The organism is Nonomuraea deserti (assembly GCF_004348685.1).
GTDB lineage: Bacteria > Actinomycetota > Actinomycetes > Streptosporangiales > Streptosporangiaceae > Nonomuraea > Nonomuraea deserti.
In genome coordinates this window covers 1-13,682 of sequence record NZ_SMKO01000241.1, presented here as the reverse complement: position 1 = coordinate 13,682, position 13,682 = coordinate 1, and the positions used below count along the sequence as shown (strand labels likewise).

Below are 13,682 nucleotides of genomic sequence, written 5' to 3'. Positions count from 1 at the left end.
CGATGGCGCCGCCGAGGGCCAGCACGCACACACCGGAGAAGGAGGCGATCATCATCTTCTTCGCCCGGCGTCGCTTCCGCGGCGGGCGAGCCGCGGGTGTCCCCTCGCCGCCGACCAGGGCGTCGACGAGCGCCGAAGACTGCGGCGTCGGCACCGAGTGCGTCGACTCGGGCATATGAGGAGGCACGGAGGCATGCGGCTGAGACTCGAACGGCGCCGAATCCAGCCCCTGCCTCGCGGCGAACGGCGCGGGCGGCTCCGACCACGCCGGCACCTCAGGCGCCTGCCCGCCGTACCGGTCCTGCCCCTCGTCCTGCGCCCCGATCCCGGACTGCGCCCCGAAGCCGGCCGCGGATCCGTTGGGCGTTTCCTGCCCGAACGCCGGCTGCGTGCCGTGCCCGGGTGTGGACTCGACCGGCGACGACAGATCGAACAGCACCTGGAGCGGCGAGCCGTCCTGCGCCGGTCCTCCCTGTGCCGGTCCTCCCTGTGCCGGATCTTCCTGTGCCGGGCCTCCGTGCGGATCCTGGACCTCGCGGCCGGACCCGTGCGGGCCGCCGCCCGGCTGGTAATCGGGCGACGGGTACGCGGCCTGCCCGGATCCCTGGTGGGAAGCGGGATCGCCGGGAGCCGTGCCCTGCTGCGGCGCTCTGGTACGGCGCCTGGGGAGGGGCTCGCCGACGACCCTGCCGAGGGGCGGGGGCTCACCGGCGGCGCTGCCGAGGTGCGGGGACGCTTCCTGATCGAGGGTCTGGTCGGCGGTCTGCTGCCAGGCCGCGGAGCCGGCCGTCTCGGACCGGGGCTGGCCGGGTGTCTCGGGCCAGGGCTGGCCGGGTGTCTCGGGCTGGAGCTGACCGGGCGTCTCCGGCCAGGGCTGGTCCGGCGTCTCGTGCCGGGGTTCCTGACCGGGCGTGTCGGGCCGGGCCGCTTGGCCGGGAGCCAGGTGCGCGGGCTGTTCGCCACCTGGCCCCGCCATGGGCTCGGCGGAAGCCGGTTCCGGTGTCTGCTCCCAGAGCCAGTCGGGGGTGTCGTTCCTGGCCGGCCGGCCGGCGGTCTGATGCGCCGGCGTCTGGTACGGCGCGTCGTACGCGGGCGCCTGCTGCGAGCCCCCCGCCTCCGAAGAGGGCGTGCCCTGCCGGGAGGCGGCCTGCCCGGATGCACCACCGTGAGGGGAGGCGGCGCCGTGAGGGGAGGCGGCGCCGTGAGGGGATGCAGCGCCGTGAGGGGAGTCACCACCGTGAGGGGATGCAGCGCCGTGAGGAGAAGCGCCTTGAGGGGATGCGCCTTGCGAGGAGGCGGCCCTCTGGAGAGAAGCGGCCCCCTGGGGGGAGGCGGCCCCCTGGGGAGAAGCGGCGCCCTGGGGAGAAGCGGGGGACGTGGCTTTCGCGGAAGGGGCGCCCTGCGTCGGAGGCGTGCCCTTGCGCTGGGGCGCGGTCAGGTGGAGCAGGACGTCACGCATCGCGGGGCGGGCCGCCGGGTCCTTGGCCAGGCATGCCGGCACGACCTCGCGCAGCGGCCGCGGCAGCTCGCCGAGTTGCGGCTCCTCGTTCACGATGCGGTTGATCACCACGGGCAGCGAGTCGTCCCCGAACGGCGGCATCCCCGTGGCCGCGAACACGATCACGGACGCCCACGCGAACACGTCCGCGGGCGCGCCCACCGGCTTGCCCGCGAGTTGCTCGGGAGCCATGTACGCAGGCGTGCCCACGATGGTGCTGGTCGCCTTCATGCCCGACCCGAGCGCCGCCGCGATGCCGAAGTCCACCACCCGCGGCCCTTCGGGCCCGAGCAGCACGTTGGCCGGTTTGAAGTCCCCGTGGAGTACGCCCGCCTGGTGGATCGCGTCCAGCGCGGTCGCGGTCGCCACGGCGAGCCGCTGCAGTTCCACGCCGGTGTGCCGGCCGGCCTGCTGGAGCGAGGGCCCGTCCACGTACTCGGCCACGATGTACGCCCTGCCGCTGGTCGACGCGTCGAGCACGCGCGCGATGCAGAAGGGCTCGACCATGCGCGCGGTGGCGATGTCCTTGACCAGCCGGCCGCCCATGACGATGCCCTCGCGCAGCGCCTTGACGGCGACGGGGGTTCCGTTGCGTGCCTGGCCGAGGTAGACGACGCCGTGGCCGCCCGCGCCGAGCCGCCCGACCAGCCGGTACGGCCCCACCGCTGCCGGGTCGCCCTCGTGAAGGGGTTCGACGTTGGGCATGAGGGGAGTGACTCCTGTGACGGCTGAGATCAGAACTCCAGCACCCTACTGGCAAATGTCAAGCCTTGTAAGACATTAGGCTGATCAACTGGGAAGAAAGGGGTAAGTCGGGTGCACTCGCTGGAGGACTACGCCCGCGGCGTACGCGCCGGCTCGCGTACGTGGATCGGCCGGGCGATCACGCTCGTCGAGTCGACCAGAGCCGACCACATGGCCCTGGCCCAGCAGCTGCTCGTCGAGCTGACCCCGCAGTCCGGGCACGCGCGCAGGGTGGGCGTCTCCGGCGTGCCCGGCGTGGGCAAGTCGACGTTCATCGACGCCTTCGGCACCATGCTCACCGAGCAGGGCCACAAGGTGGCGGTGCTGGCCGTGGACCCCTCCTCCACCAGGACGGGCGGCAGCATTCTCGGTGACAAGACCCGCATGGCCCGCCTGTCGGCCGACCCCTCCGCCTTCATCCGCCCCTCGCCCACGTCCGGCACCCTCGGCGGCGTCGCCAAGGCGACCAGGGAGGCCATGGTGGTCGTGGAGGCGGCCGGGTTCGACGTCGTGCTGGTCGAGACGGTCGGGGTCGGCCAGTCGGAGACCGCCGTGGCCGACATGGTCGACACGTTCCTGCTGCTCACGCTGGCGCGGACCGGCGACCAGCTCCAGGGGATCAAGAAGGGCGTGCTGGAGCTGGCCGACGTGATCGCGGTCAACAAAGCCGACGGCGACCACGAGCTGCCGGCCAGGAAGGCCGCGCGCGAGCTGGCGGGAGCGCTGCGCATGCTCCGCTCCGACTCGACGCCGCCGCCCGTGCTGACCTGCAGCGGCCTGACCGGTGACGGGCTGGACCAGCTCTGGCGGCAGGTCCTGGCTCACGAGCAGGCGATCGACCTGCCCGCCAAGCGCCGCCGGCAGCTGGTGCGGTGGACCTGGACCCTGGTGCGGGACCGGCTGCTGGCGGAGCTGCGCCACGATCCCGGCGTCGCGGCGATCACCGAGGAGGTGGAGCGCGACGTCCTCGCGGGCGACCTCACCCCCGCGCTCGCGGCCGACCGCCTCCTCTCGGTGTTCAAACGCCCCTGACCGCTGCAGGCCGGGCGCGGCGGCTACGCTGCTCACGATGGACGTCAAGGCCCTGCTGAGTGCCCACCCCGCCTGGCTCGCCCACCTCGAGTCCCTGGGCGGCATCGACCTCGCCCTCCCCGATGACCTGCCGTCCGAGCTGCTGCGCCTCGCCGTGCCGCACGAGGACGTCAACGGCGTGCTCGCCGCCCGCCCCGAGCCGGGCAGCCCGCAGTGGTGGCTGGCCGAGCGGTGCGCGCACTCGCTGGTTTCCACGATGGGCGACCTGGACGACCCGCCGCCGTTCCAGCCCCTGCCCGAGCTGGGGCCGTACTTCTACGTGTACGTCTTCCTCGCCGCTCTCCCGCACACCCGCCGCTACCACCGCGAGCTGGGCATCCCGGAGGAGGTGACCTGGGCGACGTTCGCCGACCTGGGGCGCAACATGGCCGTGCACCGCAAGCGCCACGGCACCGGCGGTCTGCACGCGCCCCACTGGTTCATGCTGCACGCCCGGGGCATCCTGTACGCCCTGGGCAGGCTGCAGTTCAACCGGGGCACGACGGGCCCGCGGACCGCCGCGGCCATCGAGGAGGCGGGCGTCCCGGTGGGGCCGCGGCGGCTGGCCCTCGGGGTGCACGTCCCCGACTTGTACGGCCCGCTCACCCCCGAGGCGTGCGACGCGTCGTTCGACCGGGCCAGGCGGTTCTTCCCCCGGCACTTCCCGCAGGAGGACTACCAGGTCATGACCTGCGGGTCGTGGCTGCTGGACGAGCAGCTCGCCCGCCACCTGCCGGCCGATTCCAACATCGTCGCCTTCCAGCGGCGCTTCCATCCGCTGCACAGGTTCGACAACGCTGAGACGGTGCCGTTCGTGTTCGGCGTGGACGCCGCCGACCCGGCCCGCCTGCCGCGCCGTACGCGCCTGGAGAGGGCCGTCGCCGACCACCTCGCCTCCGGCGGCAAGTGGTACGGCCGCATCGGCTGGCTGCGTTTCTGACGCCGCTCCTGCGGCGCGAACGGCGTCATGCACGCTGCCCGGGTGGGGCCCTGACGTGGCGGATCGAGACGGCCTCAACCAGTGATGAGCCATGCCACCGCTGCCCTGTGTGCACCTTTCGCAACACCTTGTTAACATTGCCCCTCAAGTCATACATTGTGATTTGGAGCAGGTGTGGTAGGGGACGAAGTACCACGTATCCATCATTTGCCGGCGATCAGAGCGCTGGGCGACGCTCTCACTGACGACAGCGACGGTACCTCTCCGGCGTCGCACCTGTACGACGCCGGTCGCATGCCCCCGAACATGCGCATAGGAGCGTTCTCCATGGGCGTGCTGGGGCTCCCGCTCGCGCTCGTCCACGACAAGATCGTCGGCGATGCCGAGAACGCGGTCACCTACGGCATCGCCGGGTTGCACGAGCATCGGGACAGGCTGCACGAGGTCGCCGGCAACATCGAGATCGCGGACAAGAGGAACGAAGAGCATGTCCGACGCATTTAAGATCCCCGCCCCCGGCGCGAGCTCCAGCACGTGGATGCCCTTCGACCAGGCCGACCTCAGGGACATGCAGTACGCCACCCTCGCCATGCTGGCGTACGGCGCGGCCGTCTTCCCCCAGCTCAAAGAGACCGTGGTCCTGGCAGGGCTGACGGTGCCGAGCGACCCGCACGAGCTGCACAGGGTGGCGGACGGCTGGAGCTCCTTCGGCGACAGCGTCCTCCAGGCGGGCCGAACGGGGCAGCAACTGCACGACAGCGTCTCGCCGGCCAGCTGGCAGGCGCCGGAGCGCGACCGGTCAGGGCAGCAGATGGCCGGCTTCGTCTTGGAGTCCGACTCCGACTATGAGTCCGCAGAAGGCCTCGCGTTCCTGCTCAGGTGCGTGGCCAACGTGTCGACGGCGGGCATCTACTTCAGATTCCTCCTTGCGTCCTGGTTGGTGTCGAACCTGGTCTGGGTCTCCTTGGTCGGAGGGCCGGCAACGAGGTTCTACGCGCACCTTCAGGCGCAACGGCTGGGGTGGCTCTTCCGGGACTCGACCAGCAAGCTGCAGAGCTTTCTCGTCAAGTGCGCAGTGCGGGCCGGCATAGCGACTTTCGCTGCCGGCTATGCCCATTTCGGGCTCAGCGACGGCTTCAAGCCGTCATGGGCGGAGGAGCAGGAAGGCGGCATCACCGCGAACGTCTGTTCCGCTCTTCGCGGGGCAGGGATGGACACCCCGCCCCGCGAAGGCGCGTTCAGTAGCCGAGTTTCCTCCGCATCTTGTCCAGCTCACCCATGGCGTCGCTCAGCATCCTGTCGAAGGCCTGCTGCGCCTCGGCGACCTTCGCCAGTGCCGTGTCCGGGTCGGACATGGCGGGATCCGTGCCACCGAACGAGCCGCCCACGATCGTGGAAAGCTGGCGCTGGAGGTCGGCGTCGGCGTCACGGATGGCGGCGAGAATCGCTTCGGACATCTCCTTGACGCTCATGCGCTTCGCTCTCGGATCGATGTCGAGCCGGGTCACGCCGCCCTGAGCGGTGCATTCGACCACGATGTGACCGTTGGCCGCCGTGGCCCGGCCGACCGCCGCCGCGGCCTCCTTCTGCGCGGCCGCGAATCTGCTCGCGGCGCTGCTGGGAATCTCGCAGGAACGCCTCGACGTCGATGTTCGCGAAGCTGCCAAGCGGACTTTCCGCCGGTTTTCCTCCGTTATGTGCGCTACTGACAGACGGTAATAGCACAGGTCGGTTCTGTTACGCCAACCAGGCCCGGACGGCAGGATCTTCGCCAAGTGTGCTAAATTTTGGCCATGCGGTCAGAAAATGAGTCGGACGTCCAGAAGCGCCGCTCCTTCATCGAGGAGGCCCGGCGTGCCCAGATCGTCGCGTCCGCCGTGGAAGTGATCGCCGAGGGCGGGTTCGCCCAGGCCTCGCTGGCGCGCATCGCGCAGCACGCGGGCATCAGCAAGGGCGTCATCTCCTACCATTTCGCCGGCAAGGACGACCTGATGGTGGAGGTGGTCGAGCGGACCTACGGCCTCATCGCCGAGACCGTGGGGGCCAAGATGCAGGGCCTGAGCTCGGCCGGCGAGCTGCTCAGGGCATACATCCTGGGCGTCGCCGGGCACATGCGCGGTCACCGCACCCAGCTGGCGGCGCTGGCAGAGATCTTCACCAACCTCAGGGGCGCCGACGGGCGCCCGCGCTACGGGATCAAGGCCAACGAAGAGATCTATCGCGCGCTGGAGCAGATCTATTCGCTGGGCCAGGAAAGCGGAGAGTTCCGGCACTTCGACCGCCGGGTCATGGCCATCACGCAGTCCTCCGCCATCGACAACATGTTCGCCTACTGGGTCGCCTACCCCGATCACGACCTCGACGCGCACGCCAGGGAACTGGCCGACATCTTCGAAAGGGCATGCAGATCATGAAGACCGAGCCCAGGGCCACGACCCGCCTCCACGCGGTCGACAACCTGAGAATCGTGCTGACCGTGCTGGTCGTCTCCCACCACGTGGCGGTCACCTACGGGAACATCCCCCTCTGGTTCTACACCGAGCCCGCCAAGGACCCCTCAGGCGGACTGCTCGACGTCCTGGTCTCCTTCAACCAGGCGTTCTTCATGGGCTTCTTCTTCCTCATCTCGGGCTTCTTCACGCCCCGCTCGTACGACCGCAAGGGCGGCCGCGCCTTCATGCGCGACCGGCTCGTACGGCTGGGCATCCCGCTGCTCGTCTTCCTCTTCCTGCTGCGGCCGCTAATCAACTTCTCCGGATACGCCGAGTGGGCCGCGCCCGCGGGCATGCCGTACTGGCAGTACTACATCGGCTCCTGGGACCCGGGGCCCATGTGGTTCGCCGAGGTGCTGATCCTCTTCGCGCTGGTCTACGTGTTCTGGCGGAGCCGGCGCCGGCCGCTCGACCAGCGTTCCGTCCCCCTCGGGTTCGGCTGGATCGCGCTGTTCGTCCTGGGGCTGGCGGTCGCGACGTTCCTGTGGCGGATCCCGGTGCCGACCGGCACCTACGTGCCGGTGCTCGGGCTGCCTTCGCCGCAGTGCCTGCCGCAGTACGCGGCCATGTTCGCGCTCGGGTGCGTCGCCTCCAGGCGCGGCTGGTTCGAGACGTTGCCGGCCAAGGCCGGGCCGCTCGGCCTCGTCGCGGCGGGCGTGTCGAGCGCGGTGCTGGTGCCGGCGCAGTACATGACGGCCGGCGCCCTGTCGTCGGCGCTGACGGCCCTGTGGGAGTCCGTCTTCGCGGTCAGCATGATCATCGGGCTGACCGTGGTCTTCCGGGAGCGCTTCGGCGGCCAGGGGCCGCGCGGCAGGTTCCTGTCCGACCACGCCTTCACCGTCTACATCATCCACCCGCTCGTCCTGGTCGCCCTCGGCTACGCCCTGAGCCCGGTCGAGGCCATCGCGATCGTCAAGTTCGCCGTCATGCTCGTCATCGCGCTACCGGTGTGCTGGGCGCTGGCCTACGCGGTGCGGTCGCTGCCCGGAGCTAAGCGGGTGTTGTGAGCATCTCCGGCAGCGGGGCGGCCCGGCCGCCGGCCACGCACACGTACGTGATCGTGCCGACGGCGACCAGGTCGCCTTCCCGCCGCATGGTGAACGTCATCGTGATCGACGTGGTGCCGACCCTGGCCGCCGCGCTCTCCACGGCCAGCACGTCGCCCAGGCGGCCGGGGGAGTGGTGCTCGCAGCCGCTCGCCTTGACGACCAGGTCGGCCCCGCCCTCCCGGAGCCGCCCGTAGCCGCCCCTGGCGCCCAGCCAGTCGAGGAACGCGTCCTCGAAGAACTCGTAGTAGCGGGCCGCGTGCATCATGGCCTGGGCGTCGCAGTGCCGCGGGCGCACCGGGAGGTGGGAGATCATGCCGGCGAGGCGTAGAAGGAGTCGAGGACGTCGCCGTGGAGCTCCTCCACCACCTTGCGCCTGATCTTGAGGCTGGGGGTCAGCTCGCCCGTCTCGACGGTGAAGTCCCCCGCGAGGATCGCGAACTTCTTGACCGTCGCGTAGCTCGCCTCGCCGGCGTTGACCTGATCGATCGCCTTGTCGACCTCCGCGCGCATGCGCGGGTGCTCGCACAGCTCGCGGGGGTCCGAGGGCAGCGACTCGGCCTCCGCCCACGGCCTGACGACGTCCATGTCGAGGGTGACGAGCGCCGTCACGTAGTTACGCCGGTCGCCGTGCACGAACACGTGCGACGCGTACGGGCAGGCCGCCTTGATCCGGCCCTCCAGGTAGGTCGGCGCGACGTACTTCCCGCCCGAGGTCTTGATCAGCTCCTTCTTGCGGTCGGTGATGACCAGCCGCCCGGCCTCGTCGAGCTCGCCGATGTCGCCCGTGTGCAGCCAGCCGTCCCGCAGCGCCGCCGCCGTCTCCTCCGGCAGGCCGTGGTAGCCGCGCATGATGCCGCGCCCGCCGATCAGGATCTCGCCGTCGTCGGCGATGCGCACCTCGGTGCCGGGGAACGGCTGCCCGACCGTCCCGAACCGCACCGACTCGGGCCGGTTGAGGAAGCTGCCCGCCGACGACTCGGTCAGGCCGTACCCCTCGAGGATCGTCAGGCCGGCCGCGTCGAAGAACTCGGCGATGTCCTGCGACAGGGGAGCGGCGCCCGAGATGAAGAAGCGGATCCGGCCGCCGAACCGGTCGCGGAGCTTGGCGAAGACCAGGCGGTCGGCCAGGGCGTACTCGATCCTGGTGGTGATCGGGACGGCGACCCCGCGCTGGCGGGCCCGCGCGACCCTGATGCCCGTCCGCTTCGCCCAGGTGAAGATGGGCAGTTTCGCGCCGCCCTCGCGCCGCACGTTGGCCACGACCGTGTTGTGGATCTTCTCGAAGATGCGTGGCGCGGCCGCCATGACCGTCGGCCGCAGCGCGCCCAGGTTGTCGGCGATCTTGTCGAGGCGGCCGTCGATCGCGGTGGGCACGCCGGCGTCGATCATCACGACCTCCAGCAGCTTGCCGAACGAGTGCGACAGCGGCAGCCACAGGAAGTGCAGGTCGGCCTCGGAGATCAGCTCGATCTCGCGCACGGCGCCGGCCGCGTAGAGCCAGTTGTCGTGGGTCAGCTCCACGCCCTTGGGCCGGCCGGTGGTGCCCGAGGTGTAGATGAGCGTGGCCAGGTCGTCCTGGGCGATGGCGTCGACCATGGCGTCGTAGTCGCTGCCCGCGGGGTCCTCGCCGAGCGAGTCGAGGGTGATCACCCAGCCTTCGTCGCCCGGCGAGCCGTCGATCACCACGACGTGGGTGACGTCGGGCAGTTCCTTCCGCACGGACCTGATCTTGGCGACCTGGTCGTCGTTCTCGGCGATGACGATCGTGCTGCCCGAGTCGGTGATGACGAAGGCGGACTCGGCGGCGGTGTTGGACGGGTAGATCGTCGTCGTGGCCGCCCCCGTGGACAGCACCGCCAGGTCGGCCAGGATCCATTCGAGCCGGGTGGAGCAGAGGATCGACACGCGCGTGCCGGGCCCGGCGCCGAGCCGGGCCAGCCCCAGAGCCAGGCCGCGGACCCGCTCGCCCACCTCCCGCCATGACAGCGAGGTCCAGCCTCCATCGGAGGGCACCCGGTACGCCTCGGCGTCTGGAGTCGCCGTGATCCTGTCGCGCAGCAAGGACGGAATGCTGGACATGCCTGACCTCCTGGAGGGTGTGTGGGGCCGACTCTAGGACCACGGCGGCGTCTCAGTCGATGGTCCTGATCGACCGTCCTCCGGGAGCGGCGGTCGCGACCATGCGTGAGGTGCGCACCTCCCAGACGCCGCAGGCGCACCTCAGGTAGGAGACCAGGCCCTCGGACGTGCGGTGGGAGGAGACGACGGTCAGGGTGAGAGGGTCGTGCAGATCTGCGGAGTGCATGATTCCAACCTGATGTAATGGCCTTATGCATTTCAACGCTTACGGCGGCAACGGGGCGGCCCTCGCGGCGGCGCTGGTCAACGCGACCGACTTCAGCCCGCCGGCGGTCGAGGCGATCCTCACCGAGCACCGCCTGCTGCGCGCCGCCGTCACCCCGGGCCAGGCCGGGGAGCTGCGGGTGTGGGCACGGCGGCTCCGCCCGGTGTTCGGGGAGCTCGACCAGGACACCCAGATCAGGCTGGTCAACGAGCTGCTCGACGTGACCGCGTCCAAGCCGTACGTGAGCGCGCACGACGGCCGCGAGCCCCACCTGCACTTCTTCTCGGTGGACGCCGACATCGTGGCCAGGGCGAAGGACACCACGGCCGGCGGCCTGGCCATGGCCATGTCGTTCGCCGGCGGCAGGCGGCTGGGGCGGTGCGACAGGGACGGCTGCGGTGTCGTCTACATCGACACCTCGCGCAACGGGCGGCGCCGGTTCTGCTCGCCGGCCTGCGCCAACAGGGTGAACGTCGCGGCGCACCGGGCACGGAGCCTTGCCAGGTGATCTGCACGTCGCATAAACTTTCGTTCGTCTTATCGCCGATCCGTGGGGGCAGCCGACGTGAGGATCTGAGGTCGCGGGCACCGCGCCGTTCCGCCCTGTCCTGGGCCTGCGCGCACACCTGACCTCGGCGACATCCTCGCCTCGATCACGGACTCCGTACGAGTTCCCCTGGGTTGCGCGTCTATGCGGTGATTTCCCGCCACATCACGAAATTTCGACGCTTGTGATGGGAGCCGCCTTATGTCTTTCTCTCTTGTCATCGATCATGTCTCCTTCGCCTGGCCGGACGGCGGCAAGGTGCTCGACGGGCTCGACTCCGCGTTTCCCGCGGGGCGTACGGGGCTCATCGGGCTCAACGGATCGGGCAAGTCCACCCTGATCAGGATCATCGCCGGTGAGCTGGTCCCGCAGTCCGGCTCCGTCTCCGTCTCGGGCGAGGTGGGATACCTTCCGCAGAGCGTGCCGCTCGCCGCCGGCCGCAGCGTGTCGGACCTGCTGGAGATCAGCGCCACGCGGGCGGCGCTGCACGCCATCGAGAGCGGCGACGTCGCCGAGGAACACTTCGCCGCCGTCGGCGACGACTGGGACGTCGAGGAACGCGCGCTGGCCGAGCTCGACCGGCTCGGCCTCGGCCACGTCGGCCTTGACCGCACGGTCGGCACGCTGTCCGGCGGCGAGACCGTCATGGTGGCGCTCGCCGCCCAGCTGCTGAAACGGCCCGACGTGCTGCTGCTCGACGAGCCCACCAACAACCTCGACCTCGACGCCAGGCGGCGGCTCTACGCCGCCGTGTCCGCCTGGCAGGGCGTGCTGCTGCTCGTCAGCCACGACCGGGCGCTGCTCGAACTCGTCGACCAGATCGCCGAGCTGCGCGACGGCGCCGTGCGGATGTACGGCGGCAACCTGAGCGCCTACGAGGAGCAGGTCGCGGCCGAGCAGGAGGCCGCCGAACGTACGGTGCGCACCGCGGAGGGCGAGGTGAGACGGCAGCAGCGCGAGCTCGTCGAGGCCCGCACCAGGATCGACAGGGGCCTGCGCACGGGCAGGAAGGCGTTCGAGAACAAGAAGGTGCCGAAGATCGTCGCGAACGGGCTCAAACGCAAGGCCCAGGTGAGCGCGGGCAAGCAGCGCTCCCTGCACCTGGAGAAGCTGGAGGAGGCCCGCGAGCGGCTGACCGAGGCCGAGCAGTCGGTGCGCGACGACGCGGAGATCCGCATCCAGCTGCCGGGCACCGAGGTGCCGGCCGGCCGTACGGTCCTGACCCTCCCGCTCGACCCGCCTCCAGGGGGCGCACCCGCCACGGGCGAGGACGGCGCGGAGGAGGACGGCGCGGAGGAGGTCCGCGCGGCCGTGCTGGAGACGCTGGTCGTGCGCGGGCCGGAGCGCATCGCGCTGCTCGGGCCGAACGGCTCGGGCAAGACCACGCTGCTCAAGCGGATCCTGGCGCACGGCGCCCACGTGCCCGTCCGCTACCTGCCGCAGCGGCTCGACCTGCTGGACGACTCGCTGAGCGTGGTGGACAACGTGCGCGCCGCCGCACCCTCCGCCTCGGTGAACGAGGTGCGCGCCCGCCTGGCGCGCTTCCTGTTCAGGGGCGACCGGGCCAACCAGGCGGCCGGCACGCTGTCGGGCGGCGAGCGCTTCCGGGCGACGCTGGCCGCGCTGCTGTCGGCCGAGCCGCCGCCGCAGCTGCTCCTGCTCGACGAGCCGACCAACAACCTCGACATGGCCAGCGTCGACCGGCTCGCGCAGGCGCTGTCGGCCTACCGGGGCGCGCTCATCGTGGCCAGCCACGACATGCCGTTCCTGGAGACGCTCGGGATCACCCGCCGGCTGCACCTGGACAGGGAGGCCGGACTGACCGAAACGTGATTGACGGCCGGGGATCAACCGGGCGATAGTGTGGCAGGTGGCAGCACCGCGGTTGATCCCCTGCGTTCTCGCCCTGACAACGCTCACACTCGGCGCGTGCTCGGCCGGTTCGCCCTCGCCCACAGGAGGCGAGTCGAAGGTCACCGGCGTGGCCGGCGGCCAGGGCGGCGCCCCGTCGGTCACCGGCGCCACGCCCGCCGGCCCCAGCGCGACCGCTCTCACCCCCGAGGCGTACAAGGGCGAGCTCGACAGCGAGCGCGAGCCGATACGCGAAGCGCTCGACGCGCTGGCGGGGGCGCGCGGTCTCGAAGCCCTGGACCAGCGGCTCGGCCGCGCCGAATCAGCCCTGAGCGGGGGCGCCGACGAGCTGGCCGACCTCAACCCGCCCGAGTCCGTGCGCGCCCAGCACGACGCCTACGTCGCCGGCCTGCGCACCGTCGCGTCCGCGCTGGCCTCCGCCGGCGAGAAGGTCGGCGGCAGGGACCTGTGCACCTCCTCGGCCGTGCTCACCGACCTCGAGGACACGCTCGACCAGCTCGACGAGGCCGGCGAAGCCCTGGAGAGCGCCGGAGACTACAAGGCCGACGTCGTCGGCGTGACGGCAGGGAAGAAGGAGACCAGGAGGCTGCGCAACGGCTCGTACGTGCGCAAGGGCACGCTCAACGGCCGCAGCTCACTGGAGATCGACAACGGCGGCAGCCGCGACGCGGTGGTCACCGCCGTGCGGGGCGGCAGCAAGGCGTTCAGCGTCTACGTGCGCAAGAACGCGACGTTCAAGGTGCGGGGCGTGCGCGACGGCACGTACAGGATCTATTTCACGCACGGCGTCGACTGGGACGGCAAGCGCAAGGCGTTCACCCGCGAGTGCAGCTTCGAGAGGTTTCAGAAGACGGTGAAGTTCAGGACGACCTACACCGCCACGCAGATCCGCTGGCACGACTGGCGGGTCACCCTGCACGCCATCTCCGGCGGCAACGCCCGCACCTCCCCGGTGGACCCGGACGACTTCCCCGGCTGAGCACGGCGGAAGGCACGAGGGCCGCGCACCCGCCCGGTGCGCGGCCCTCGACGAGGCGAGCCGGCTCAGCTCGAGAACAACATGCCCACCCAGCCCCGCTGGCCCTTGTGGCCCTTGCGACCGTAGTGGCCGCCGCCGTGGTGCGG

General features: G+C 70.9%; 13 protein-coding genes. 8 read left to right on the top strand and 5 right to left on the bottom strand.

What is annotated here, in order from left to right:
- On the bottom strand, positions 1–2,203 hold a 2,203-nt coding region (locus tag E1292_RS45170), incomplete at its 3' end, for a serine/threonine-protein kinase (protein WP_132605956.1).
- A 111-nt stretch (positions 2,204–2,314) separates the two neighbouring features.
- Here E1292_RS45170 and meaB point away from each other — a divergent pair.
- From meaB to E1292_RS45155, 3 genes are all read left to right on the top strand, one after another.
- Positions 2,315–3,274: a methylmalonyl Co-A mutase-associated GTPase MeaB gene (gene meaB, locus E1292_RS45165; RefSeq protein WP_132605955.1), complete on the top strand. Its 960-nt coding sequence runs from the start codon at positions 2,315–2,317 to the stop codon at positions 3,272–3,274.
- 37 nt (positions 3,275–3,311) lie between these two features.
- Positions 3,312–4,253: an acyltransferase domain-containing protein gene (locus tag E1292_RS45160; protein WP_165975075.1), complete on the top strand. Its 942-nt coding sequence runs from the start codon at positions 3,312–3,314 to the stop codon at positions 4,251–4,253.
- A 306-nt stretch (positions 4,254–4,559) separates the two neighbouring features.
- Entirely contained in the window at positions 4,560–4,757 is a 198-nt protein-coding gene (locus E1292_RS45155; RefSeq protein WP_132605954.1) for a hypothetical protein, read from the top strand.
- A 734-nt stretch (positions 4,758–5,491) separates the two neighbouring features.
- Here E1292_RS45155 and E1292_RS45150 read toward each other — a convergent pair.
- Entirely contained in the window at positions 5,492–6,028 is a 537-nt protein-coding gene (locus E1292_RS45150; protein WP_132605953.1) for a YbaB/EbfC family nucleoid-associated protein, read from the bottom strand.
- A gap of 18 nt (positions 6,029–6,046) precedes the next feature.
- Between E1292_RS45150 and E1292_RS45145 the strand changes: the two genes are divergently transcribed.
- Together E1292_RS45145 and E1292_RS45140 are read left to right on the top strand one after the other, a co-directional pair.
- Positions 6,047–6,667 carry a TetR/AcrR family transcriptional regulator gene (locus tag E1292_RS45145; RefSeq protein WP_132605952.1) on the top strand — a complete coding sequence of 207 codons (621 nt, stop codon included), beginning with the start codon at positions 6,047–6,049 and terminating at the stop codon, positions 6,665–6,667.
- Positions 6,664–7,752: an acyltransferase family protein gene (locus tag E1292_RS45140; RefSeq protein WP_246090803.1), complete on the top strand. Its 1,089-nt coding sequence runs from the start codon at positions 6,664–6,666 to the stop codon at positions 7,750–7,752. Before E1292_RS45145 ends, E1292_RS45140 begins: the two co-directional genes overlap by 4 nt.
- Here E1292_RS45140 and E1292_RS45135 read toward each other — a convergent pair.
- The 3 genes from E1292_RS45135 to E1292_RS51885 are packed head-to-tail and all read right to left on the bottom strand — an operon-like array spanning position 7,736 to position 10,099.
- A complete protein-coding gene (locus E1292_RS45135; protein ID WP_132605950.1) occupies positions 7,736–8,107 on the bottom strand; it encodes an acyl-CoA thioesterase in 372 nt (123 codons plus the stop codon). The genes E1292_RS45140 and E1292_RS45135 overlap by 17 nt on opposite strands.
- Complete coding sequence (locus E1292_RS45130) at positions 8,104–9,873, bottom strand: AMP-dependent synthetase/ligase (protein ID WP_132605949.1); 1,770 nt, start codon at positions 9,871–9,873, stop codon at positions 8,104–8,106. Before E1292_RS45130 ends, E1292_RS45135 begins: the two co-directional genes overlap by 4 nt.
- A gap of 52 nt (positions 9,874–9,925) precedes the next feature.
- Positions 9,926–10,099 (bottom strand): hypothetical protein, encoded by a 174-nt coding sequence (locus E1292_RS51885; RefSeq protein ID WP_165975074.1) that lies wholly within the window; start codon positions 10,097–10,099, stop codon positions 9,926–9,928.
- Positions 10,100–10,124: 25 nt separating this feature from the next.
- On the opposite strand from E1292_RS51885, the gene E1292_RS45125 reads away from it, so the two are divergent.
- From E1292_RS45125 to E1292_RS45115, 3 genes are all read left to right on the top strand, one after another.
- Complete coding sequence (locus tag E1292_RS45125; RefSeq protein ID WP_132605948.1) at positions 10,125–10,646, top strand: CGNR zinc finger domain-containing protein; 522 nt, start codon at positions 10,125–10,127, stop codon at positions 10,644–10,646.
- Between the two features lie 240 nt (positions 10,647–10,886).
- Positions 10,887–12,518: an ABC-F family ATP-binding cassette domain-containing protein gene (locus tag E1292_RS45120; RefSeq protein WP_132605947.1), complete on the top strand. Its 1,632-nt coding sequence runs from the start codon at positions 10,887–10,889 to the stop codon at positions 12,516–12,518.
- Positions 12,519–12,555: 37 nt separating this feature from the next.
- Positions 12,556–13,536 (top strand): hypothetical protein, encoded by a 981-nt coding sequence (locus tag E1292_RS45115; protein ID WP_132605946.1) that lies wholly within the window; start codon positions 12,556–12,558, stop codon positions 13,534–13,536.
- Positions 13,537–13,682 lie beyond the last annotated feature (146 nt).

Excerpts from the sequence above, each read along its gene's own strand:
- E1292_RS45160 (WP_165975075.1), top strand. The coding sequence starts at position 3,312 with ATGGACGTCAAGGCCCTGCTGAGTGCCCACCCCGCCTGGCTCGCCCAC.
- E1292_RS45155 (WP_132605954.1), top strand. The coding sequence starts at position 4,560 with ATGCGCATAGGAGCGTTCTCCATGGGCGTGCTGGGGCTCCCGCTCGCG.
- E1292_RS45145 (WP_132605952.1), top strand. The coding sequence starts at position 6,047 with ATGCGGTCAGAAAATGAGTCGGACGTCCAGAAGCGCCGCTCCTTCATC.
- E1292_RS45140 (WP_246090803.1), top strand. The coding sequence starts at position 6,664 with ATGAAGACCGAGCCCAGGGCCACGACCCGCCTCCACGCGGTCGACAAC.
- E1292_RS45135 (WP_132605950.1), bottom strand. The coding sequence starts at position 8,107 with ATGATCTCCCACCTCCCGGTGCGCCCGCGGCACTGCGACGCCCAGGCC.
- E1292_RS45130 (WP_132605949.1), bottom strand. The coding sequence starts at position 9,873 with ATGTCCAGCATTCCGTCCTTGCTGCGCGACAGGATCACGGCGACTCCA.
- E1292_RS51885 (WP_165975074.1), bottom strand. The coding sequence starts at position 10,099 with ATGCACTCCGCAGATCTGCACGACCCTCTCACCCTGACCGTCGTCTCC.
- E1292_RS45125 (WP_132605948.1), top strand. The coding sequence starts at position 10,125 with ATGCATTTCAACGCTTACGGCGGCAACGGGGCGGCCCTCGCGGCGGCG.
- E1292_RS45120 (WP_132605947.1), top strand. The coding sequence starts at position 10,887 with ATGTCTTTCTCTCTTGTCATCGATCATGTCTCCTTCGCCTGGCCGGAC.